The 22,075-nt window shown below is 32.4% G+C and carries 23 protein-coding genes and 1 pseudogene; 8 read left to right on the top strand and 16 right to left on the bottom strand.

The window, feature by feature from the left end; genetic code table 11:
* The 5 genes from SPD90_RS05870 to SPD90_RS05850 form a co-directional block, all read right to left on the bottom strand.
* Positions 1-387, bottom strand: a 387-nt coding sequence (locus tag SPD90_RS05870) for a helix-turn-helix domain-containing protein (protein ID WP_320924619.1), incomplete at its 3' end; no start/stop codon positions are given.
* A gap of 415 nt (positions 388-802) precedes the next feature.
* On the bottom strand, positions 803-1,387 hold the full coding sequence (locus SPD90_RS05865; RefSeq protein ID WP_320924618.1) for a sugar O-acetyltransferase: 585 nt from the start codon (positions 1,385-1,387) through the stop codon (positions 803-805).
* A gap of 12 nt (positions 1,388-1,399) precedes the next feature.
* Positions 1,400-2,413 (bottom strand): PD-(D/E)XK nuclease family protein, encoded by a 1,014-nt coding sequence (locus SPD90_RS05860; protein ID WP_320924617.1) that lies wholly within the window; start codon positions 2,411-2,413, stop codon positions 1,400-1,402.
* Between the two features lie 170 nt (positions 2,414-2,583).
* Positions 2,584-3,102 carry a nitroreductase family protein gene (locus tag SPD90_RS05855; protein ID WP_320924616.1) on the bottom strand — a complete coding sequence of 173 codons (519 nt, stop codon included), beginning with the start codon at positions 3,100-3,102 and terminating at the stop codon, positions 2,584-2,586.
* A gap of 56 nt (positions 3,103-3,158) precedes the next feature.
* Positions 3,159-4,487 carry a M18 family aminopeptidase gene (locus SPD90_RS05850; RefSeq protein WP_320924615.1) on the bottom strand — a complete coding sequence of 443 codons (1,329 nt, stop codon included), beginning with the start codon at positions 4,485-4,487 and terminating at the stop codon, positions 3,159-3,161.
* Positions 4,488-4,596: 109 nt separating this feature from the next.
* Here SPD90_RS05850 and SPD90_RS05845 point away from each other — a divergent pair, with 109 nt between their 5' ends.
* Positions 4,597-5,265 (top strand): DUF1648 domain-containing protein, encoded by a 669-nt coding sequence (locus SPD90_RS05845; protein ID WP_320626644.1) that lies wholly within the window; start codon positions 4,597-4,599, stop codon positions 5,263-5,265.
* Here the strand turns inward: SPD90_RS05845 and SPD90_RS05840 are convergent.
* Positions 5,262-5,420 carry a hypothetical protein gene (locus tag SPD90_RS05840; RefSeq protein WP_320626643.1) on the bottom strand — a complete coding sequence of 53 codons (159 nt, stop codon included), beginning with the start codon at positions 5,418-5,420 and terminating at the stop codon, positions 5,262-5,264. The genes SPD90_RS05845 and SPD90_RS05840 overlap by 4 nt on opposite strands.
* Before the next feature lie 14 nt (positions 5,421-5,434).
* On the bottom strand, positions 5,435-6,079 hold the full coding sequence (locus tag SPD90_RS05835) for an HAD-IA family hydrolase (RefSeq protein ID WP_320924614.1): 645 nt from the start codon (positions 6,077-6,079) through the stop codon (positions 5,435-5,437).
* A 324-nt stretch (positions 6,080-6,403) separates the two neighbouring features.
* Between SPD90_RS05835 and SPD90_RS05830 the strand changes: the two genes are divergently transcribed.
* A complete protein-coding gene (locus SPD90_RS05830; protein ID WP_320626641.1) occupies positions 6,404-7,270 on the top strand; it encodes a helix-turn-helix domain-containing protein in 867 nt (288 codons plus the stop codon).
* Positions 7,271-7,811: 541 nt separating this feature from the next.
* Here the strand turns inward: SPD90_RS05830 and SPD90_RS05825 are convergent.
* Together SPD90_RS05825 and SPD90_RS05820 are read right to left on the bottom strand one after the other, a co-directional pair.
* The gene (locus SPD90_RS05825) at positions 7,812-8,513 is read right to left on the bottom strand and encodes a C40 family peptidase (RefSeq protein WP_320626640.1); all 702 of its coding nucleotides are present in this window, start codon (positions 8,511-8,513) and stop codon (positions 7,812-7,814) included.
* 126 nt (positions 8,514-8,639) lie between these two features.
* The gene (locus tag SPD90_RS05820; RefSeq protein WP_320924613.1) at positions 8,640-9,776 is read right to left on the bottom strand and encodes a C40 family peptidase; all 1,137 of its coding nucleotides are present in this window, start codon (positions 9,774-9,776) and stop codon (positions 8,640-8,642) included.
* 236 nt (positions 9,777-10,012) lie between these two features.
* Between SPD90_RS05820 and SPD90_RS05815 the strand changes: the two genes are divergently transcribed.
* Together SPD90_RS05815 and SPD90_RS05810 are read left to right on the top strand one after the other, a co-directional pair.
* Positions 10,013-10,504 (top strand): DNA-deoxyinosine glycosylase, encoded by a 492-nt coding sequence (locus SPD90_RS05815; protein WP_320924612.1) that lies wholly within the window; start codon positions 10,013-10,015, stop codon positions 10,502-10,504.
* A 53-nt stretch (positions 10,505-10,557) separates the two neighbouring features.
* Positions 10,558-10,899, top strand: coding sequence for a zinc ribbon domain-containing protein YjdM (locus tag SPD90_RS05810; RefSeq protein WP_320924611.1), 342 nt, complete (start codon positions 10,558-10,560; stop codon positions 10,897-10,899).
* Between the two features lie 514 nt (positions 10,900-11,413).
* Here SPD90_RS05810 and SPD90_RS05805 read toward each other — a convergent pair.
* The 3 genes from SPD90_RS05805 to SPD90_RS05795 form a co-directional block, all read right to left on the bottom strand.
* The gene (locus SPD90_RS05805) at positions 11,414-11,728 is read right to left on the bottom strand and encodes a YbjQ family protein (RefSeq protein ID WP_320924610.1); all 315 of its coding nucleotides are present in this window, start codon (positions 11,726-11,728) and stop codon (positions 11,414-11,416) included.
* A 74-nt stretch (positions 11,729-11,802) separates the two neighbouring features.
* Entirely contained in the window at positions 11,803-11,958 is a 156-nt protein-coding gene (locus tag SPD90_RS05800) for a hypothetical protein (RefSeq protein WP_331680521.1), read from the bottom strand.
* 41 nt (positions 11,959-11,999) lie between these two features.
* Positions 12,000-12,995 carry an SPFH domain-containing protein gene (locus SPD90_RS05795; RefSeq protein WP_320924609.1) on the bottom strand — a complete coding sequence of 332 codons (996 nt, stop codon included), beginning with the start codon at positions 12,993-12,995 and terminating at the stop codon, positions 12,000-12,002.
* Positions 12,996-13,310: 315 nt separating this feature from the next.
* Here SPD90_RS05795 and SPD90_RS05790 point away from each other — a divergent pair, with 315 nt between their 5' ends.
* The 4 genes and pseudogenes from SPD90_RS05790 (at position 13,311) to SPD90_RS05775 (ending at position 18,911) form a co-directional block, all read left to right on the top strand.
* Positions 13,311-15,029: a [Fe-Fe] hydrogenase large subunit C-terminal domain-containing protein gene (locus SPD90_RS05790; RefSeq protein ID WP_320924608.1), complete on the top strand. Its 1,719-nt coding sequence runs from the start codon at positions 13,311-13,313 to the stop codon at positions 15,027-15,029.
* A 2-nt stretch (positions 15,030-15,031) separates the two neighbouring features.
* On the top strand, positions 15,032-16,189 hold the full coding sequence (locus tag SPD90_RS05785) for a SpoIIE family protein phosphatase (RefSeq protein WP_320924607.1): 1,158 nt from the start codon (positions 15,032-15,034) through the stop codon (positions 16,187-16,189).
* A gap of 466 nt (positions 16,190-16,655) precedes the next feature.
* Positions 16,656-18,086 carry an alanine/glycine:cation symporter family protein gene (locus SPD90_RS05780; protein WP_320924606.1) on the top strand — a complete coding sequence of 477 codons (1,431 nt, stop codon included), beginning with the start codon at positions 16,656-16,658 and terminating at the stop codon, positions 18,084-18,086.
* A gap of 138 nt (positions 18,087-18,224) precedes the next feature.
* A pseudogene (locus tag SPD90_RS05775) lies at positions 18,225-18,911 on the top strand (AI-2E family transporter).
* Between the two features lie 89 nt (positions 18,912-19,000).
* On the opposite strand, the gene SPD90_RS05770 reads toward SPD90_RS05775, so the two are convergent.
* From SPD90_RS05770 to lipA, 4 genes are all read right to left on the bottom strand, one after another.
* Complete coding sequence (locus tag SPD90_RS05770; protein ID WP_320924605.1) at positions 19,001-19,465, bottom strand: hypothetical protein; 465 nt, start codon at positions 19,463-19,465, stop codon at positions 19,001-19,003.
* A gap of 167 nt (positions 19,466-19,632) precedes the next feature.
* Positions 19,633-19,809: a hypothetical protein gene (locus SPD90_RS05765; RefSeq protein WP_320924604.1), complete on the bottom strand. Its 177-nt coding sequence runs from the start codon at positions 19,807-19,809 to the stop codon at positions 19,633-19,635.
* Positions 19,810-20,051: 242 nt separating this feature from the next.
* Complete coding sequence (locus SPD90_RS05760; protein WP_320924603.1) at positions 20,052-21,038, bottom strand: lipoate--protein ligase; 987 nt, start codon at positions 21,036-21,038, stop codon at positions 20,052-20,054.
* 26 nt (positions 21,039-21,064) lie between these two features.
* A complete protein-coding gene (gene lipA, locus SPD90_RS05755; protein WP_320924602.1) occupies positions 21,065-21,949 on the bottom strand; it encodes a lipoyl synthase in 885 nt (294 codons plus the stop codon).
* Positions 21,950-22,075: the final 126 nt, after the last annotated feature.

Here is a 22,075-nt window from a genome sequence, read left to right as displayed (position 1 = left end):
CTTCTCCTTGATAAAAATTCTAATCTCAAAAAATAGCATAAACAATGTCGCAATCAAAAAACCAATCATAAAAATTTTATGATGAATTGCAAAATATGCGATATATACTACTATTGCAACTAGATATACAATCACTAATATATGCCATTTCTTAGCTGAACTATCAGAAATAATTTTTTCTTTCACATTTTCATTTCCTTTTAACAACTCATCCAAGCTTAAATTTAATTCATCACTTATAACAATAAAATTATCTATATCTGGTATGCCTTTGTCATTTTCCCATTTTGTAACTGCTTGTCGTGATACATTTAATTTTTCGGCTAACTGTTCTTGTGAAAGCCCCTCTTGATTTCTATATTCCTTTAATCTCTCGCCCAATCTCATTTTTTAGCCCTCCTTTAATTCTTGTCGTTAATATAATAGCCGTTATCTTATTATTAGACAAGAAAAACAGGCTTACATCAATGCTACTTATCGTAGCAAAGCTGTATTTGTAGATTTTGCAAGGCTTAAACTTATTTGGTTCATAATTTTTATTTCATAACGAATTCGTTGTAATTAATAAATTTACCGTCTTTTTCAATTGCTTCATTGATTTTTTTAATGTCGTCAGAGTTAGCATAAATTACATTTCATTGAGTTTCGTTATTTGTGAAATAAAAATACTTGTCGCTTCCTAATTTAGTTAACTTTTCATTTAATTCATAAATAAACTCTTCATTAAACCACTCGTCAATTTCCTCTCTTATAATTTATTGTATCAACTTATTTTATTAAAACAATCAATGTAACAAATATCTTAAACATTATCGCGAACTACTCTACATGGATTTCCATAAGCAATTTTATTATCTGGAATATCCTTTGTGACAATACTTCCAGCACCAATTACGACGTTATTGCCAATTTTCACACTTGGAAGAATAATTGAACCGCCACCTATCCAGACATTATCTCCTATAACAACTGGATCTGACTGATTTTTACAAAACTCAAATGAGCCATCTTTTTTATGTCCTTCAAATCTATCTTTTGCATTTGTCGGATGAAAAGCTGTATAAATTTGAACATTTGGTGCTATCAAAGCATTATCGCCAATGATAATCTTATTATTATCTAAAAATGTGCAATTCATATTAACCTCACAATTGTTTCCAAAATAAATATTATTGCCATAATCAACAAAAAACGGAAGTGTAATCCAAAGTTTCTCTCCTCTTTCTCCTAATAATTCAGATAAATTTCTTTCTTTTTTCTCAATATTTTCAGAATCAGTATTGTTATAATCCCTTACTAGATTTTTTGCTTTGTGCCATCTATCTAATAATTCTTTGTCGCTACAATCGTACAATTCCCCTGCAAGCATCTTTTCTCGTTCAGTCATTTTTTTATCTACTTAAATTATATTTTCAAATAAATTATCTACACCTTCAATTATTTTATCAAGTCTTGTTCTTGTATTTATATTATTTATCTCTGAAATAGTCATATGAAAACCTATTTTAAACTTAGTTTTCTTGACATCTTCAACTGATATACAATTCTTCGACTCTGTTTTTTCCAAATCCTCTAATAAATTTTTTAAACGCTCGTATAAATATAATCGAATTTCTTTTCCATAATTGGAATCTTTACATTCTAGCTTGAAAGCTACTCTAGTTTTATTTCCATCAGAATTAAACGGGTTGCTTTCTATCTGAGGATATAGCGCATAATCTATTTCTTTTCCATCTTTTTTATACTTTAAACATGTCCAATTCCAAAAGAATGCTAAAAATCCACCCCTTTTATTTGATACAGAGTGCCAACATACCTCTTTTATATTCTTTTGAGCTTGCAAATAACTATAATATCCTTGCCATGTATCCCAATCCCATTTATTGAGATCATCTTCATATTTATATTTATTAAAAGTTCTTTCCAAACCTTCTAGATAATCTATATAATCATTTAACAGACCATTTCCTAGACCTCTATATTTTTTAATTACATTTAACATCGCATCTCTATTTATTCTCTTATAACCAGCGTCTTCTACACCATTATATGGACTTTCATTACCTATTTTATAATATATATAATATTTATTATAGTCCTTATATTGTTCTTCAGACTCTATAATCTCTTTGTATCTTTTCAATTGATTTGAGTGATGTGAAGTTTTTACTTTATCTTCTATTACAATTACGTCTGAATTATTTACTTCTACTAATATGTCAATTTTTTTGTACTGTTTTTTTATATTCACAAACTCTACCTTTAAATTTTCATCTGCTGTAAATAATCTTATTATATCTTGTGATAAATTTTTATATTCCTCGTCTTCGCTATTCGCCCAATCTAGCATCCAACAAATCATAGCGTCATTGGTAAGTTCCCCGCCTGCGTAATTAAATATATTCGGTTTCATATTATTATCCCCTTTCTTACTTTATTAGATACTTTTTAAATATTTAACCTTTTAACTTGAGTGTTTTCCCTTTTAATTTAACGTTTAAACCCGCGTTTTCCCTCTTTTAATTTGTAAAAAAAATGGATCTCGAAAATCGAAATCCATCTTCATACATATCAAACTATCTATTATACTCTAACTACATACCCTTCCTTACGAGGTGCTGCTGGTTTAAGTGGATCCTTAGCGTAACCTAAAGCGCAATGTCCAACGCCTATGTAATCGCCTTCTACACCCCATTTTTTAAGAAGGGCTTTTCCTTCTTCACTTTCAAATTCTTCTTTAGCTCTGTGAATCCAGCAAGAGCCTACTCCTAATCCGTAAGCTGCATTCATTAGATTTCCCATGACTAAGCTTCCGTCTTCTACACAAGTAGGTCTATTTTTGTCAGCTAATACAATGACTACTGTTGGTGCTCCATAAAATGGATCTACATTTTCATTTCCCATTATTTTTGCATTCATTTTTGATAATTTAGCTATAGTTTCTTTATCTTGAACAACTATCATTATAGATGATTGCTTACCCATTCCACTCGCTGCATATTCGCCAGCTTCTAGTATTGCATTTAATTCTTCATCCTTTATTTGTTCGTCTTTAAATCCACGAACACTTCTTCTTCCTTTTAAAGCTTCAAATAATTCCATTTGAATCCCTCCTCATAATATTAGACTTTCATATATTATACCATAATTTAGCAAGTCTATTTTTTTAACACAGTTTTATTTATAGTTAATACTCCACATTCCTCTTGAACAATAGAAGTACTATAGAAGCTTTCCAATGCCTTAACTAAATAATACGTATCCTTGATGCCTCCTGTTTCATAAGCTGAGTGCATCGCAAGTTGAGGCAGACCTATATCGACAGTATTTAAAGACACCTTTGAATTTGATATATTCCCAAGTGTAGAGCCTCCTGCTGCATCAGATCTATTTGTAAATACTTGATAAGGTACACTCGCATCCTCGCAAATACTTTTAAATACGGCTGCTGACATTGAATCAGTTGTGTATTTTTGATTTGCGTTGAATTTTATCACTATTCCCTCATTCATATATGGTCTATTTGTTTGGTCTGATTTTTGAGGGTGGTTTGGGTGCACGGCGTGAGCGTTATCGGCTGATATCATGAAGCTGTTTGCTACGGCTGTTAGGTAGTCCTCTTGAGTGCGTCCTAGTGCGCTGTTTATTCTATTTAATGTGTCTAGTAAGAAAGTCGATTCTGCACCTTGCTTAGTAAGGCTTCCGACCTCTTCATTGTCAAATACTGCGTGAACTTGCACTGCGTCCTTATTTTCCCCTGCCAAAAATCCCTTTAATGATGAAAATGCGCATTGTAAGTCGTCTAGCTTTGGAGATGACATGAATTCTTGATTTGCGCCCCAGATGCTTCCATTCATTCTGTTGTATAAAAATAAATCACTACCTAAGATGTCTTCTTCGGCTACACCTACGTTTTCTGCGACTAATTTCATAAGGGTATCCTTTGAGCTTATGTCTCCGTAAAGTGGTAGCATGTCGTTTTGAGCGTTGTATTTGTAGCCGTCGTTTATGTTTCTATTAAAATGTATTGCCAAGTTAGGTATGACTACTAGATCTCTGTCTATGTTTACAAGCCTTGATACGAACTTGTTACCCTCCTTGACTACAACCTTACCTGCTATTGAAAGCGGTCTGTCAAACCAAGAGGAAAATATCATACCACCGTATTTTTCCACATTTAGCTTAACTAGCTTATTATCTACTTCTATTTGATAGTTTTCCTTTATTTTAAATGTTGGCGCATCACTGTGGCTCGCCACTATGTTGAACCCCTTAAAATTTTTACTTGGAATCTTAAAGGCTATTATAGATGAACAGTTTCTAATTACATAGTATTTGCCTCCCTCTTGTAGTTCCCACACTTTACCTTCTGAAACCTCACAAAACCCATTTTTATCTAGTATTTTCTTTGTATTTTCTACTGCATGATAGCAGCTTGGACTTTTTTGTATAAAATCTAATAATTCTTCAGTCATTTGTTTAAACATTCTGGAAACCTCCTATCGTATGTTAAATTTTAATTTTTTAATGTATTTATTTTTCATATATATTATAATAAGTAAATAGTATTATGAATTTGGGAGGAATAATTTCTATATGGACTTAAAATATAAAAAACTTATACTTGAAAAAACAATATACTACTTAATAGGTTTTCTACCTCTTATCGTTACTTTTTTTGTATATCCCAATATTCCAGAGCAAATTCCCTCTCATTATTCTGTTATAGGTGAGGTTGTTAAATGGGGAAATAAAGGGGAAGTTCTAATTATACCTTTTTTACTAGCTGTATTCACTTATGCTAGACCTAGGATTTTTAAGGATGAATTTCAGATTGAGACAGAAGATAAAGTCAGCAATTTTGCAGCTTTATTATTTATTGTGTCCGTAAATCTTTTATGCTATGTACAGCTATATACTTCTCTTTATGGTATAAATAGCAAAACTACGTTTAATTTTTACAATTTACTTAGCTGTGTTATTTGCTTTGTATTTATGTTTTTGGGATATATCTTTTTAAATTGTGATAGAGATTCAAGTGTCTGCATAAGAATTCCAATCTATTTTATGAACAATACCGTATGGAAAAACCTACATCACAATCTAGGCTCATATTGGCAATCTAGCAGTATAGTATGTCTGCCAATAGGTATATTATGCGGAAATACCTACATCCTACACCTATTAACTGCAGAAATACTATTTATAATATTAATACCTATATTTATTATTTTTCACTATATAAAAAAATATAGAAAAAATTAATCCTTTATGATTATACCTAGAAGCTTTGAAATATCTATAGCTTGATAGGTATTTAGTTTACAACCTTTTAGATTTTGCAAATTAAATGATACCCCCTGGATATCGCAATTTGAAAAATCTATTTTTTCTGTATATTCGATTTCTGGATTTATCATTTTTCAAATCCTTTCTATACTATTTCTAAAAGATCATTTATTTTTTCTACTATATAAGTAGCGCCTGCAGTCTCTAGCTCTTCTCTATCTCCATAGCCGTACAATACACCTACTGAATCTATGCCTAGCTGTTTTGCTCCAAGGATATCGTATTGTCTATCTCCAACCATAAGTACGCTGTGGTCTGGCTTTTTGCCGATATTTTCTAGTGCAAAAGCTATTACCTCAGGCTTTTTAGTTCTAGTTTCGTCTAAATTACTTCCAGCTATGAAGTCGAAGTATTTATCTAAATCAAAATGCTCTAAAATCTTTTGGCAGTATACCATCGGCTTTGACGATGCTAAGATTATTTTCTTGGCATTCTCCTTAAGAGCCTTTAAAGTCTCCTCCACACCTTCATATACTACATTTTCAAGCATGCCACCGGCAACGTAGTACTCTCTATATTTTTCTATAGCTAGCTTTATTTTTTCCTCATCATCACCTAAATACTCTCTAAAAGTCGTGCTAAGCGCTGGTCCTATGTGTCTTTTTAAAGACTCTCTTTCCTTTTCTATCCCAAAATATTTTAGCGAATACCTAATCGAGTTAGTTATTCCCAAGTCAGATTCTGTAATAGTTCCATCTAAATCAAATATTATTGTCTCGTATTTTTTCATTTATATCTCCCAACTTATATTATTTTTTTATTTACTAGATACATTTTACAATAAAACAGTCTATATTTAAATATCACAAAAACCAAAAAGGCTGTATCACCCCTGATACAGCCTTTTCCCGTACAAAATATATTCATTTTCCCCAAAACGAATTTAAAACAATAACTAAATTTAAAACAATAACTAATTTTTGTTAAAATATAGTCAAGCTCAAAGTTGACTATTTTTTTTATTTTTTCTATACTTATATAATAAACCATGGAGTTACTCCATAGTCAATGTTATTTTACAAATATTTTTTAGTAATAATCAGGAGATATACAAATGAAGAATTTAACATTTAATATAAGCGAAACTTCGCGCATAACAGGCCTTTCTATCGATACATTGAGATATTACGATAAAATAGGTTTAATTGAATCTAAAAAAAATCCCAACAACCGCTATAGATACTACACCATTGGAGATATATCTGTAATCAATCATATAAAAAGCCTACGTGATCTAGATTTATCTATCAGCGATATAAAATTACTACTTCATTCAGATACTGAGACTCAACATCGCATTTTACAAAACCACCACAAGGTACTAATAGAAAAGGTTGCTTCTATCAAAAAAATAGAGAGAGTCGTAAAGGACACTTTAAAAGAAGCCAACTCTACTAATTTAATGATAAATGTTCCTGTAGTAAAATCCTATGAAGATAGATATTTTAAAAAGTTAAAAAACAATGTAAAATCTAACAAATGTTGTATTTCAAAGAAAAATTTACTTGAAACCTCTGAAAATTTTATAGATGTAATCGATAAATTTGTGTTCACATTCGATGGGAAGGAATTCGACTCTAAATCACTATTCGAATTCTTTGAATTAGGCAAAATAGCAGAAGATCAACAGTACTATACAGAAATAACTAAAGAAGAGGCTGATAAAATAAAAGACAACGACAAAAATACAGATAATTTATTGATAATACCTAAATTTAATTACATAGAGACTATTACGAAGCTGTCACAAAATAATTTCAAGGATTATTTTGTGAATCTGATAAATTGGATAGAATTTAAAAACCTAGAGCCTATTTATCCAGGCTTTATAAAATATTTAGACGCTTCTCTTTACTTTATAAATGAGGGAGAGAGCTTGATTAAATTTGAGATTCCATTTATACATAAAAAATACGAATAATTATATAGATTATCAGATATATTGTACTTATTTATTTTAGTGTGGAGGTAATTACAACCTCCACGCTTTTTTATTAAAAAAAAAGCAACCAATTGGGGATGGTTGCTACAAGGTGTCTTATACTTCCGTTTGTATAAGACGGGGTCGTTATTGTTATTGTTTTGAAATTCTATCTTTGGGGAAAGTAGAATATGATTTAAGTCAGAAAAATTTATAGAATAGTTTGATGTGAAAACCTGCCAATAATTTTCTTACATCTTGTTATTCTTCAAACATAAATTTTATAACTTAATTTCTATGGTTTTATTATATAATTATGTATACAGTATGTCAATACTTTTTTTAATTTTTTTTATTTTTTTCCAAATTTCGTTCCGATATATACAAACTATAGAGTTACTCCATAGTTTGTATCGTTTAAAAACATTTTCCTAAAAATTTCATAGAACAAATTTTCTAGATATTTTTTAAACAATAAAAGGACCTCGTGCATATTTTTGCACAGGTCCTCTCTTATAGAAAAAATATTTACTTTTATTAATTATACAACTCTTCTTCCGTTTACAAATGCTCTGCTGTAATGACCACTGCTTAAATCTGATATTACAACCTTTTTTTGAGTTGAAGAAGCGTGGATAAATTTACCACTTCCTATGTATATACCTGCATGAGATACACTTCCATTATTTGATCCATTTGTATCAAAAAATACTAAATCTCCTGCTCTTAGGTTGCTCTTGCTTACATATGTACCGTACTTACTTTGTGCACTTGAAGTTCTTGGTATTGTAACCTTTGCTTTTGTTTTAAATACATAGTATGTAAATCCTGAACAGTCGAAGCTGTTTGGTCCTTGTGCTCCCCATACATATGGCTTGCCTAGCTTGCTTTTAGCAAATGAAACTACTGAGCTCGCTGAAACGCTAGTGTTGTCGCTTTGTTGACCAGTTGAACCACTTGTCTTAACTCCACTTACATATTTATTGTAGACATATCCAGTTCTGCCGTCGTATTTTACTTTTACCCATCTTCCGCTTTTTCCTAGATATGTTAATTTGTATCCTTTGTATAATTTTCTCATAACAGAGTAATCAGTAGATGGTCCTTTTCTGAAGTTTACTCTGCCTGTAACTGTTACAGTCTTGCTTGCAGCATCTACTTGAGATACATTGTTAGCTAATGGTAATACTGATGTCGAGGCTATAAGAGCACTCGCTACTATATAAGATTTATTTATTTTCATAATTATATTCCTCCAAAATTAAATAAGTATATTCCTATTAATATCATTATTACATTTTTGTAACTTTTTCTCAAGTGTTTTTTGTAACTTTTTTGTAACTTTTTTCAAAATAAATTTTTGTCAAGCCTACAGAACTCTTCTAGCATTTACATAAGCCTTTTGATAATAGCTGGCGTTGAAGTTGTCGATTACTATTTTCTTTTGGCTGTAAGATGCGTGGATCATCTTGCCGTCTCCTATGTAAAGTCCTACATGCGATACTGCTCCGTTGTTCGCACCGTTAGTGTCGAAAAATACTAGATCTCCTGCTCTCAGTTCGCTCTTTTTAACGTATTTTCCATAAGTACTTTGGGCACTTGAATTTCTAGGAAGTGTTATTCCAGCTTTGTTTTTAAATACATAGTATGTAAATCCTGAGCAGTCAAAGCTGTTTGGTCCTTGTGCTCCCCATACGTACGGCTTGCCTAGCTGTGCCTTTGCATATGCTATTACGTCGCTTACCTTGTTTGAAACTGTACCTCCAGTGTTGCTACTAGTTGAGCCTGGCACTGTACTCTGTAAATACGAGCTATCTACATATCCAGTTTTTCTATTGTAGTTTATTTTTGACCAGCCATTTGATGTCGATAATACTGTAACTTTTTCCTTGTAAGATAGCTTTCCTAATTTTGAATAGCTCGTACCTGGTCCACTTCTTACGTTTAGTCCTACTGTAGCATTTACGTATTTTGTAGTACCTTGGTTTGTGTCAGGCTGTTGTGAAGTCTGTGAGCCTGGCACTGTGCTCTGTAAATACGAGCTGTGTACATATCCTGTCTTTCCATTGTAGTTTATTTTTGACCATTCGCCTGATGTCGATAATACAGTCACCTTTTCTTTGTAAGATAGCTTTCCTAATTTTGAATAGCTTGTCCCTGGTCCACTTCTTACGTTAAGCCCTACTGTTGCGTTTACATATTTAGTAGTCCCTTGGCTCGATACACTACCACTCTTAGTCACATAATCTCCATGAACGTAACCTGTAGTGCCGTTGTATTTTACCTTCAGCCATTCACCTGATGTGCTTATGTACTCTACCTTTTGTCCCTTATATAATGAACCTATTATCCTATAACTAGTCGATGGCCCTGATCTAAAATTTAGCGATGAAGCCGTAACAGTTCTCATATCAGCAGCTGCATCTACTTGAGATACATTCACAAGCGGCAATGCCACTGACGCCATCATAGCACTTGCTATAATGTAATTTTTGTTTATACTCATACTCATCTCTCCTAATCTTTTTTAGTGAATATACTTTTGCATGTATATTCATTTGTATATTTTACAATATTTTAGTAATAGTTGTCAAAAATATATAATTTAAATATTTTTATCAGTATTTTTATTACAATTTATTATTTTATGTTTTCAAACAATGTTGTATAGACATCATCTTGACATGTGAAAAATACTCTCCTATCATATAAATATCATCACATTAGAAAGGATTAATTGTAATGGAAAAAGTAAAACATGAAATACCTCCAATTTACAACGAAAACTCTAAGATTTTGATTTTAGGATCTTTTCCATCTGTAAAATCTAGAGAAAATCAGTTTTTCTACCATCACCCACAAAATAGATTTTGGAAAACTCTAGCTGCAGTTGTAGGCTGTGATACTCCTAGTTCTATAGAAGATAAAAAGAAATTTCTACTAGACAACAACATAGCTGTATGGGATGTAATCGCCAGCTGCGAAATAGAGGGCTCTAGTGACAGCAGTATAAAAAACGTAGTCGTAAACGACTTTAATTCAATAATACACAAATCCAATATAAAGCAAATATTTTGTAATGGAGGAAAATCCTATGATTTATATAGAAAATATTGTGAAAAATCTACAAGCATGAAGGCGATAAAGCTACCTTCTACAAGCCCTGCAAATGCTAGATTTTCACTGGATAAATTAATAGCAGAATGGAAAATTATCGACGACTATTTGAAGTAACATAAAATATATGATATTATATAGACCTATCACAAATTTTAGGAGGAAATTTAATGGAAAATTTACCAAATTGTCCAAAATGCAATTCAGAATACACTTATGAAGACGGTTCTCTTTTAGTCTGTCCCGAATGTAGCTATGAATGGAATGCAAGCATGACATCTGAGGACGAAAATGTTATAAAAGACGCAAACGGAAATGTTTTAAGTGACGGAGATTCTGTAATTGTAATAAAAGATCTTAAGGTAAAAGGAAGCTCATCATCTATAAAAATCGGAACTAAGGTAAAAAACATAAGATTAGTACACGATCCATCTGACGGCCATGATATAGAATGTAAAATCGATGGTTTTGGTGCGATAAAATTAAAATCTTCAGTAGTGAAGAAATCATAATAAATGATAACTAAATAAGACTAGGTTCAAACCTAGTCTATTTTCATCTTAATATTTTACAATTATATTAAAATTTTTTTATTTAATTTACTTTTATTTTTTAATATTTTTTTTATAATTCTTTTGTAAGTTTTTTATTGAATTATGTATACAAATAAATTTATAATCTCTTCTATATTATATATATTTGAAATAATCATACGTTTTCCCAAAATACTTATCACCTTTACCATAAATTCCGCCAAAAATAAGCGATTGACACTAATAAATTCCTTTAATATAATAATAATCAAGAAATTGAGAACACAAACTATTTTAAATAACGTAAAAAACATATACACTAAGTTTGGCATATATTTAGAGTATATGAATTAATACATATTCTACTTTCCCCAAAGTTAGAATTTAAAAGTCAGCCCGGCATAGCTGACTTTTTTAGTTTTTCGGAATACTTAAAAAGGCTATCAACCCCCTTAAGGATTGATAGCCTTTACTATTACAAGCAAATTAAATCTTATTCAACTACTACTGCTGTTCCATAAGCTATAACTTCACTAGCTCCTTGTACTATAGAAGAAGTCATAAATCTCATTCCAACTATAGCATTTGCTCCTGCGCTGCTAGCTTTTTCTATTAATCTCTTCATAGCTATATCTCTAGCTTCTTCCATCATAGCAGTGTATGATTTCATTTCTCCACCTACTAGACCCTTTAGTCCAGCTCCAATATCTTTACCTATGTTCTTTGATTGAACTGTTCCCCCTGAAACAACTCCTATAACCTCTTTAATTTCTTTTCCTGGTATTTGATCCGTTGTAACTATAATCATTTTCCATTCCCCCTAAAAATATTATTAAAATTTTACACTTTTATAAATAAATACAGAAAATATATTTTTCCATATTACTCATCTTCATCTAAAGTAGATTTTTTCTTGCTTTTCTTGCGCGCCTTTACGCATTCTGTGAGCAAGTACTCTATCTGACCGTTTATAGATCTAAACTCATCCTCTGACCACTGAGCTAATTCATTCCACAGAGTTGGCGAAATCCTAAGCAAAATTTGTTTTTTACTCTTGTCTTTTTTCTCAGCCATAATAATTAATAAATAGAACCGCTATTTACTATAGGTTGGGCGTCCTTACTTCCACATAAAACCACAAGTAAATTGCTAACCATAGCGGCCTTTCTTTCGTCGTCTAGCTCTACGACTTCCTTTTCGCTAAGAGAATTAAGCGCCATTTCAACCATACCGACAGCCCCTTCTACTATTTTCTTACGAGCTGCTATTATAGCCTCTGCTTGTTGACGTTGTAGCATCGCCGCTGCAATCTCTGGTGCATAAGATAAGTGAGTTATACGTACTTCTTCTACTTCTATACCTGCTATTTCAACACGTTTTTGAAGCTCTTCTTTTAATTTATCTGCTACCTCTTGACTACTTCCACGAAGCGATTTTTCTTTGTGATCCTCTGAATCCTCTGAGTCATATGGATAAAGTCTCGCAACGTTTCTTATAGTAGAGTCGCATTGTATTGATAAAAATGTCTTGTAGTTTTCTACATTAAATACAGCCTTTGTAGGATTTACAACCTTCCAAATAACTATAGTTCCTATTATTATAGGATTTCCTAGCTCATCATTTACCTTTTGTTTTTGATTGTTAAGTGTCATAGCCTTTAAAGATATTTTTTTAGTGTTTGAAGTTGAACTTTCTTCGTCTGAATCCTTTTCTCCAAGCTTGCCAAGCTTAGTTAGTTGTGGCTCGTAAGTTGGATTTATCGCTGTTACAAATGGATTTACAAAGTAAAATCCTGGTTTTTTAAGTGTTCCGTAGTAATTACCAAATAAAACGAATACTATAGATTCATTTGGATTTACTATTTTCAAGCCACATAGTAGAAGTATTCCTACTATTAATAAAACTATCACAACAAAAATAGGCCATATCATGCCAAATACAACTGATAAAACTATCCCCGCTGGAAAAGCTAAAATAAATAATATTCCTAGAAAAAGACCTAACCAGCCACTCATGGCGTTTATTTCTTTTTCTTCAATTGATTTTTCTTGTTTGGCTAAATTTACTTCACTCATCAGTACACACCTCCTCGTAATTCTCGATGACTATTGGTGAAGAACTTGTTTTTATAAAATTTACCCGACCTCGTCTTTCTTATATAAAAGTGATATTATTTTGATATCATTTTTATATTTATATAATAATCTGTTTTTGTATTTTTTACCAGTTACATTTTTGTAATATTTCAAAGTAATTCTTCTCTACAATATAAGACTTAATGTCAAATAATAGTAAATATTTTTAAAATATAGTATAATTTTATTAAATTTCAAATAATTTCCTTATTAATCGAGGAATATTTTAATATTTATTATGAGGAGGAAAATCTTATGTCAAATTCTAATTTTGCTAAAAAAGGATGTCGCGGATGTTATGCTTGTATCAGACATTGTGCTGTAGACGCTATAGTAATCAAAGATGGCCAAGCCGACATCCTTAAAGATAGATGTATTCTTTGTGGTAAATGCTCTAAAGCATGTCCACAACATTATAGACTTGAAAAAACGAGCTTTAGTGCTGTCAAGAGCTTGATTAAAAGAGGAGAAAAGGTAATCGCATCAATCGATCCTAGCTTTGCAGCTGCATTTGGTGATAAAAGCCTTAAAATACCAGCTGCTCTTAGAAAACTAGGCTTTTCTCATGTGGAGGATTCTAGTATAACTACAAAACCAATTTTTGACATATACAACGCCTATGCAAACAAAAATGACGATCAAAACTACATTACATCTATGTGTCCTTCAATCAACCACCTTATTCAAAAGCACTATCCAGAATTAGCAATCTGTCTAATTCCTGTAGTTTCACCATATATAAGCCATGGACGTTTTTTAAAGCGTAAATACGGAAGCGACAACAAAGTCGTATTTATAGAGCCTTGTATAGCTAAAAAGACCGATGCAAATAATGAAATTTGTGCAGATGAGGTTATAACATTTTACGAATTACAAAAATGGATGAATATAGAAAATATAAATCTTGACGAGCTAGAAATCGAGCCGTTCGATCTTGTATGTAATGATAAGGTACTATTCCCGATGCCAGGAGAAACTGCCAAGCTTATTGAAAGCAAAAATCCTCATAAAACAGTTTTATGCGTAAACGGTATTGACGATTGTAAAAGCGTCCTAAACGCTATAAAGGACGGCAAATTCGAAAATACCTTCTTTGAAATGAACGCCTGTGACCACGGATGCTTATACGGCTCAGATTTAAATACAGACGACAGATGCTTCATAGAGGTAAAACGAGATTTATTAAAAAATAGAGCAAAATACAACGAGCTATTCAAGGATAAATCGGAGCCAAACCCATATGCCGATATGGTTTTAGACATTTTTCTGCATAAGGAATATCCACCTAAGCCTGTCAAATTAAAACAACCTACTGAAGCTGAGATACAAGAAATTTTAGAATCAATGGGTAGAATGACTCGCTACGATGAGCTAAATTGTGGTAACTGTGGCTACTCTACATGTAGAGAAAAGGCAATTGCTGTATTTAACGGGCTTTCAGAGCCTTCAATGTGCTTACCTTATATGAGAGATAGAGCACAAAGTCTGTCTAATGTAATATGTGAATGCTCTCCTAACCTAATAGGCCTTATAGATAAAAACTTGTTTATTATAGAATTAAATCCAGCAGCAGAAGCCTTCTTTAAAATAGAAAAGGACGAAGCAAAAGGAATGCCGCTTGGAATGTACTTAGACGATGAGGAATTTGAAAACGTCAAGAAATTTAGAAAAAACGTCAGAAATGAAAAATTAACATTTGAAGAATACGACAACTCTACTATACTACAGACTATTTACTGGCTAGAAGAGTACCAAATGTTTTTATGGCTGGCTGTCGATATCACTAAGGATGAAAAAGCTCAACAAAAGCTTCAATCTATGAGGGTAGAAACTATGGAAATAGCTCAAAAGGTCATCGATAAGCAGATGACTGTAGCACAGGAAATAGCCAGCTTGCTTGGAGAGACAACAGCTGAGACAAAAGTAACTTTGACAAAATTAAAAAATTTAATTTTAGATGAGGAAGGTAACTAAAAATGAAGTATTTTATAGATTTTGCATCAGGCAGTCTTATTAAACATGGAGAGGAGCTTTGTGGTGACAACGTAGAGTTTTATATAGGCAAGGATATGTGTGTAGCTGTTTTATCTGACGGGCTTAGTAGCGGTGTCAAGGCGAACATTTTATCTACTCTTACCTCTACAATAGCACTTACAATGATAAAAAACGGGCTTACAATAGAGGAAACTGTCGAGACAATCGTAAAGACGCTTCCCGTAGATGCCGAAAAAAACATCGCCTATTCTACATTTACTATTGTAAAAATCACAAACGACGACAAAGCATATATAGCTGAATTCGACGGACCGGAGACATTTTTCTTAAGAAGAGGTCAGATAGAAAAAATTTATTATACAGAAAAAAATATTTGTGGAAAGCTAGTTCGCGAGTCTAATATAGAATTAAGAGAAAACGACGTGCTAGTATTTGTAAGCGACGGTGCACTATACGCGAGCGCTGGAGATACTCTCAACTTAAACTGGCAGTGGGAGGACATCGCAAAATACCTAAAAATCCACGCTAGAGAATCTATGTCTGCTATGGATATAAAAAACGATTTGCTAGGGGTATGCAATCAAATGTATTTATTAGAGCCAGGCGACGATACAACTGTATGCGTCCTAAAAGCTACAAGACCTAAAAAGGTCAAGCTTTTCACTGGTCCTCCTACAAACAAAGATGACGACTCCAAGGTAGTACGCGAGCTTATGACTAATGCCGATATAAAAATAGTCTGCGGTGGCACAACCTCACAAATAGTCGCTAGAGAACTCGGAGTCGACATAAAACCTAGCACAGAGATTTACGACAGGGAAGTTCCTCCTATAGCTTATATTCCAGGAATCGACCTGGTTACAGAGGGTGTGCTTACTCTTTCTAAGACTATAGAGAGATTGCAGGAGCTGTCTAAGAGCTTGGATGACGATATGTTCAAGGCAAAAGACGGTGCATCTCAAATGGCTAAGCTTTTGTACAGCGCGTCTCATATCGAACTATTAGTTGGAAGATCACTTAATATAGCAAATGCTGAATCCTTTTTCCAAAGAGATCTAGAGCTTAGACTTCATGTTATTAGTGAGCTTGAAAAGGTGCTAGTTAAGTTGGGAAAAATCGTATCTATTAAGTATTATTAAAATAAAAATCGCAAAAATCTTACTCGGGATCTTTGCGATTTTATTTTTAAAATTATTTTTATATTACAAGTAATCAAATATTTATTGCATGACTCCTCATTCTAACTTTCATATAATTTCTATTATCATTATACAAAAATACACTATATAAACTGCTAAAATATTACCTATTTTAACCTCACTTACTGTTGATAAACTTTATTGGAAGTTATAACCCTATTGTAAATTTTTTACAGTATTTTTTTTACAAAATCATTGTATAATTTTTCAGAAAATATTATATTTTCTACAAAAAGGATAATTAATATTACATATTGCTTTTACTATTTATTTACATTATAATGTTTATTGTGACTAGATTGTAACTATAAATTGATTTTATAAAAAATATAAATTACATATATTATATTTATATATATGTTAATGTGTTATAAATTTTTATTATTTTATTTTGAGGAGGTATTTAATGGAAACTTTAAACGGTTTTGTAACAGTAATTAATGACTTTTTATGGACTTATATTCTTGTAATCGCATTAATTGTGCTTGGTCTATATTTCTCATTTAGAACAAGATTTGTTCAATTCAGATATTTTGGAGAAATGTTCAGACTTTTAGGCGATGGAATGGGCAAGGAGGCTAAGGCTGACGGTAAGATATCTTCATTCCAAGCATTCTGTATAAGTACTGCATCTCGTGTTGGTACTGGTAATATAGCAGGGATTGCTATAGCTATAATGTCAGGTGGTCCTGGAGCTGTATTTTGGATGTGGTTAGTTGCTCTTATTGGTTCTGCATCAAGCTTTGTAGAAAGTACCCTTGCACAAATCTACAAAATAAAAGATGGAACTGCATTTAGAGGTGGTCCTGCTTACTATATGGAACAAGGTTTAAATCAAAGATGGATGGCTATATTATTCTCAGTTCTTATAACTCTTTGCTTCCCATTTGTTTTCAATGCAGTTCAAGCAAACACAATGTCACTTGCATTTAACAGCGCTTTCGGTGTACCTAAGCTTGCTATGGGTATAGTTTTATGCGTATTAACTGCTGCTGTTATATTCGGTGGAGTTCACAGAGTTGCCAAGGTTTCTGAAGTAATAGTTCCAATATTTGCTGTGGCTTACATATTAATTGCACTATTTGTAGTAGCTAAAAACATAACTTTAATGCCACAAGTATTCGGAGCTATATTCAGTAGTGCGTTTAACTTCAGAGAATTCACAGCTGGTACATTTACTGGTATGATATTAGTTGGGGTAAAAAGAGGTCTATTCTCTAATGAAGCTGGTATGGGTTCTGCTCCTAATGCAGCTGCAACAGCCAACACTTCTCACCCAGTAAAACAAGGCTTAATACAATCTCTTGGTGTTTTCACAGATACTATAATAATCTGTAGCTGCACTGCTTTTATGGTTCTTTTATATACTCAATTCGCTCAAACATCTGGAGCAACTGGTATAGAATTAGCTCAAGAAGCATTAAGCTATCATATAGGATCTTTCGGATATATGTTTATAGCAGTTTGTATCTTCCTATTTGCATTCAGTTCAATAGTTGGAAACTACTACTATGGACAATCTAACATAGAATTTATATTCGGCGAAAATAAAAATGTTATGTTCGTATTTAGATGCGTAGTTGTATGCATGGTTTTATTCGGTTCTCTAACTCAAGTAGAAATAGTTTGGAACTTAGCTGACGTAATAATGGCTCTTATGGCTATAGTAAACTTAGTTGCAATCGCACTTCTTGGTAAGTTTGCTTTCAGAGCTTTAGACGACTATACTAAGCAAAGAAAAGCTGGAATTAAAAATCCTACTTTCAACCCTGCTAATATAGAAGGATTAGGAAAAGTTGAATGTTGGGGAAATGATAAGGACAGTAAGGCTCTATAATTTATATAAAGTTTGTTTAGAAAATTAAAGGTGGTTATACTTAATAGGTATAGCCGCCTTTTTGATAGCTGCGATTTTAAATGCACCTATTAAGCTGTGCTGTGAAAAGCTGCATTTGAGAAGAGGGTTTGTTTCTATATTATTTGTGCTTTTGTTTTACGCTGTTACATCTTTCGTAGTGATTATGGTCGGAGCAAAGCTTGTCGTGGTTTTGCAGGATTTATTTGCTCTGGCTTTGCTACATCTATTCCGGGGATTTTTGTAAAAACTATAATAACTATAATTGTCACATTCTTTATGACTATCGATTTTGAAAAAATCACAGGCTTTATAAAAAGACAGCTACCTGAGTCAGCTTCAAGTTCTATTGGAGAGGTCAAAAAATACATAACTACTACTCTATTCAAATGCGTATTGTCCTACATACTTATATTGACGATGACCTTCGCTGAAATCACAATCGGCCTTAGCATAATAGGAATACCTAATGCCGTGCTTATTGCACTTGTAATAGCTGTGTTTGATATTTTGCCAGTGCTTGGAACAGGTGGGATAATGATACCTTGAGCTATAATTTCATTTGCTTATGGAAATTATAAAATAGGTCTTGGAATCGCTCTGCTTTATGTGATAGTTACTATTATCAGAAATATTGTCGATCCTAAGTTGGTTGGACAGCAGGTAGGCCTTCATCCTGTGGTGACTCTTATTAGTATGTTTGTGGGGCTTCATTTCTTGGGATTTATAGGGATGCTCGGTCTTCCGATTACTATTTCGGTGGTTAAGAATTTGAATGATAAGGGTGTAATTAAAATATTTAAATAATAGAAAGCTCTAGCTACAATTTTAGGCTAGAGTTTTCTCATCAAAAAAATATCTCCAGCCACATACTTGACTAGAAATTTCAATGCTCTTTAATTAATATGCTTTTTTATTATTTCTTGCACCCTTTCAACATCTATATTAGTAAATTTAGATATTTGTTTTTCACTTAAACCTTCTGAGTACATATTTAAAACAATTTCTATTTTTCCTTTTTCGTACCCACTCTTTTCGCCTTTTTCATAGCCTCGTCTTTCAACTTCTGGATCATATAATGTTTTTGTCATAATACTCACCTCTTCTTCCAAACTCTCATCCTCGATGTAATTTTGATTTAAATATTCAATTAGATTTTGTATTGCTAATAGCATTTTATGAAAATCTTCACCAAGAATTTCATGTTTTTCAAATAATTCTTTTGATTCATATGCCAATTTGGTCGCTAAATTTTTAGCAGTTATAGATAATTCTTTTATTTTATCTATATCATTTTTATTTTTTGCAAAATGAAGTTTCTTTCTTAAATTAAATAGTTGTAGCGGAATCAATGGATACATTTGTTTTTGTATAAGATCTTCGTCGCTATACTGCCAATATTTAATTACATCTACTTTGTACAGAAACTCTTGCTCTTCTGAAAATATAATTAGCAGTTTTAACTGGTCTTCGATATTTTTGTTTTCCTCGAAAAAGATTACCTTTTGTTTTGGAAAATATAGCTTTCTTATGCCATTTCTAAGGTCTCATCAATAAACTCGCTATTTGTAATGCTTACACTGACTTCGTCTGGATTAAAATTCTCCTCAAATATTGCGTTGAGAAGTTTTATTAATACTTTGTCAGAAGTAGTGAATAAACGCTTTAAAATTTCGTCAAGTTTAATCTTTTCTTTTACTGTCAATATTTATCCCTACTTTCTTTAATATAATTATAGCTTAAAAACTTGTATTTTTAAACAAGTAACTACTACAATTATGTAACCAAAATAAGGATTTTATACATGCTCATACAATTTATTTTAGCAGTTATACCACTATCACAAAGTTGTTAAATATAATTACAATGGTTAGAGTCGTTATATATTTTAAATAAGTAAGAAAAAAGTGGCATCTATGATACCACTTTGATTTTTTATTGATATTGCTAATCTATAAGGCATTCTAATAATTCATCGCCAGTTATCTTATAAAAATAACTTTCTACATCCAAAGAATCTAAAACTTTTTTTAGATCTTCTTTTTTATATTTGCAGCCAATTAATGACTTTTCTACGGATTCTATATCTCCACTTCCGAAGAAATCACCTTCGATTTGGCAGTCTTCTATTGTGCCGTTTTTGACTTCTAGCTTGAAGCTTACTCTTCCACCTTTGAAGCGTTTCGCGCGCTCTAGGTTGAATTTAGGGTTTCTGCCGTAAGTCCATTCCCAGGATTCAAATTTTTCCTTGCTGATTTTTTCGATGGCCTTTATGTCTTCGTCTGTAAGCTTGTAGATTTTGTTTGAGCCTTTTAATAGACTTTTTAGCATTATGTCTCTAAAATCCTCACTTGTTACGCCTTCTCCCATGGCTTCTTTTACGTTGATTACTCTTTGGCTGACTGATTTGATGCCTTTAGCTATGATTTTTTCTTCGGATACGCTTAGTGCTTCTACCATGGATTTTATGTCTGTGTCGAATAGCAGAGAGCCGTGGTGTAGCATTGCGTTGTCTTTTATATATTGGGCATTTCCTGAGAATTTTCTATTTCCTATCATAAGGTCGTTTCTGCCACTAAATGAAGCGTCGACGCCTTCTGCTCTAAGCGCTTCTACTACTGGTGTTGTGAATTTTGAAAAGGATATACCTTCATTTTTGTAGTTTTTTTGTATAAATGTAAATTGCCAAGCGCCCATATCTGTGTATATAGTCCCACCACCAGAATTACGTCTAACTAAATTTACGTTGTTTGCCTTAACATATGGTTCGTTTATCTCTGCCAATGTATTTTGGTATCTGCCGACCATAACTGTAGGTGACGTTCTCCAAAATAAAAATATTTCATCGTCGCCTAGATCCTTCTGAGTCAGTAAATACTCCTCTAATGCGAAGTTAAAATACGGGCTAGTTGAGTTGCTGTCTACGTATATCATGTCATTTTCTCCTTAAATATACAAATTTATTTTTCTGCTTTTGTTTTTGCTATATGTGCTTCTAGGGCTTCTGCTGCCTTGTATGAGCTTCTAACTAGAGGGCTACTTGCTATAAATTTAAATCCTTTTTCTTCCCCTACTTTTTTGTATTCGTCAAATTTTTCTAGGCTCACGTATTCTTCTACATCCACGTGCTTTCTAGTTGGTTGTAAGTATTGTCCGATTGTGAATATATCGCAATCAACAGCTAGCACATCGTCCATTAATTTGTATACTTCTTCGTCCGTTTCGCCAAGACCTACCATTATTCCTGTCTTTGTAAGTATATCTGGTGCTTTTTCTTTTACATATTTTAATACGAATAATGATCTTTCGTACTCAGCTTCTGGTCTTACTTTTTCGTATAATCTCTCTACAGTTTCCATGTTATGGTTTATCACATCTGGTTTTGCTGCGATAACTATATCTAAATTCTTAGGCTCACCCTTTAAATCAGGTATTAAAACCTCGATTGTTGTATCTGGATTTAATCTTCTAATTTCTGTGATAGTTTTGGCAAAATGATTTGCTCCACCATCTTCTAAGTCGTCTCTTGTAACACTAGTTACTACGACGTGCTTTAGGTTTAATTTTTTAGCAGATTCTGCTACTCTAAGAGGCTCATTTTCGTCTAATTTTGTAGGCACTCCATTTGTAACGTTGCAGAATTTGCAGTTTCTTGAGCATTGGTTACCCATTATCATGTAAGTAACTGTACGTTTTTTGTAGCATTCACCTCTATTAGGACAGTTTGCTTCCTTGCAAACAGTATGTAAAGCGTTATCTTCCATCATTTTCGCTACTTCGCCTACACCGCTGTCGTAGCTGACTTTAAACCAATCTGGTTTTTTCAATCTCTTTTTCTTTTCCATTATTTTCCTCCAATTATATAAAAATAACCTGCTAATTTAAATTATAGTGTTTGCGCAATTTATATTCAATAAAATAGGAGATTTTATTTGATATAAAAAATATTTGATATAAAAAATATTTTGTGA

Origin of the sequence: Intestinibacter sp., from assembly GCF_034113885.1 — a bacterium.
Taxonomy (GTDB): Bacteria; Bacillota; Clostridia; order Peptostreptococcales; family Peptostreptococcaceae; genus Intestinibacter.
Note: the sequence above shows the minus strand (reverse complement) of the source record. Positions and strands in the feature narration are given on the sequence as shown.

What these genes read in the sequence shown, in the direction of transcription:
- SPD90_RS05805 (WP_320924610.1), bottom strand. Translation starts at nt 11,728, where the DNA reads ATGATTATAGTTACAACGGATCAAATACCAGGAAAAGAAATTAAAGAG.
- SPD90_RS05780 (WP_320924606.1), top strand. Translation starts at nt 16,656, where the DNA reads ATGGAAACTTTAAACGGTTTTGTAACAGTAATTAATGACTTTTTATGG.
- SPD90_RS05850 (WP_320924615.1), bottom strand. Translation starts at nt 4,487, where the DNA reads ATGTTTAAACAAATGACTGAAGAATTATTAGATTTTATACAAAAAAGT.
- SPD90_RS05815 (WP_320924612.1), top strand. Translation starts at nt 10,013, where the DNA reads ATGGAAAAAGTAAAACATGAAATACCTCCAATTTACAACGAAAACTCT.
- lipA (WP_320924602.1), bottom strand. Translation starts at nt 21,949, where the DNA reads ATGGAAAAGAAAAAGAGATTGAAAAAACCAGATTGGTTTAAAGTCAGC.
- SPD90_RS05770 (WP_320924605.1), bottom strand. Translation starts at nt 19,465, where the DNA reads ATGTATCCATTGATTCCGCTACAACTATTTAATTTAAGAAAGAAACTT.
- SPD90_RS05860 (WP_320924617.1), bottom strand. Translation starts at nt 2,413, where the DNA reads ATGAAACCGAATATATTTAATTACGCAGGCGGGGAACTTACCAATGAC.
- SPD90_RS05820 (WP_320924613.1), bottom strand. Translation starts at nt 9,776, where the DNA reads ATGAGTATAAACAAAAATTACATTATAGCAAGTGCTATGATGGCGTCA.
- SPD90_RS05845 (WP_320626644.1), top strand. Translation starts at nt 4,597, where the DNA reads ATGGACTTAAAATATAAAAAACTTATACTTGAAAAAACAATATACTAC.
- SPD90_RS05825 (WP_320626640.1), bottom strand. Translation starts at nt 8,513, where the DNA reads ATGAAAATAAATAAATCTTATATAGTAGCGAGTGCTCTTATAGCCTCG.
- SPD90_RS05790 (WP_320924608.1), top strand. Translation starts at nt 13,311, where the DNA reads ATGTCAAATTCTAATTTTGCTAAAAAAGGATGTCGCGGATGTTATGCT.
- SPD90_RS05835 (WP_320924614.1), bottom strand. Translation starts at nt 6,079, where the DNA reads ATGAAAAAATACGAGACAATAATATTTGATTTAGATGGAACTATTACA.
- SPD90_RS05865 (WP_320924618.1), bottom strand. Translation starts at nt 1,387, where the DNA reads ATGACTGAACGAGAAAAGATGCTTGCAGGGGAATTGTACGATTGTAGC.
- SPD90_RS05840 (WP_320626643.1), bottom strand. Translation starts at nt 5,420, where the DNA reads ATGATAAATCCAGAAATCGAATATACAGAAAAAATAGATTTTTCAAAT.
- SPD90_RS05760 (WP_320924603.1), bottom strand. Translation starts at nt 21,038, where the DNA reads ATGATATACGTAGACAGCAACTCAACTAGCCCGTATTTTAACTTCGCA.
- SPD90_RS05830 (WP_320626641.1), top strand. Translation starts at nt 6,404, where the DNA reads ATGAAGAATTTAACATTTAATATAAGCGAAACTTCGCGCATAACAGGC.
- SPD90_RS05855 (WP_320924616.1), bottom strand. Translation starts at nt 3,102, where the DNA reads ATGGAATTATTTGAAGCTTTAAAAGGAAGAAGAAGTGTTCGTGGATTT.
- SPD90_RS05810 (WP_320924611.1), top strand. Translation starts at nt 10,558, where the DNA reads ATGGAAAATTTACCAAATTGTCCAAAATGCAATTCAGAATACACTTAT.
- SPD90_RS05795 (WP_320924609.1), bottom strand. Translation starts at nt 12,995, where the DNA reads ATGAGTGAAGTAAATTTAGCCAAACAAGAAAAATCAATTGAAGAAAAA.
- SPD90_RS05785 (WP_320924607.1), top strand. Translation starts at nt 15,032, where the DNA reads ATGAAGTATTTTATAGATTTTGCATCAGGCAGTCTTATTAAACATGGA.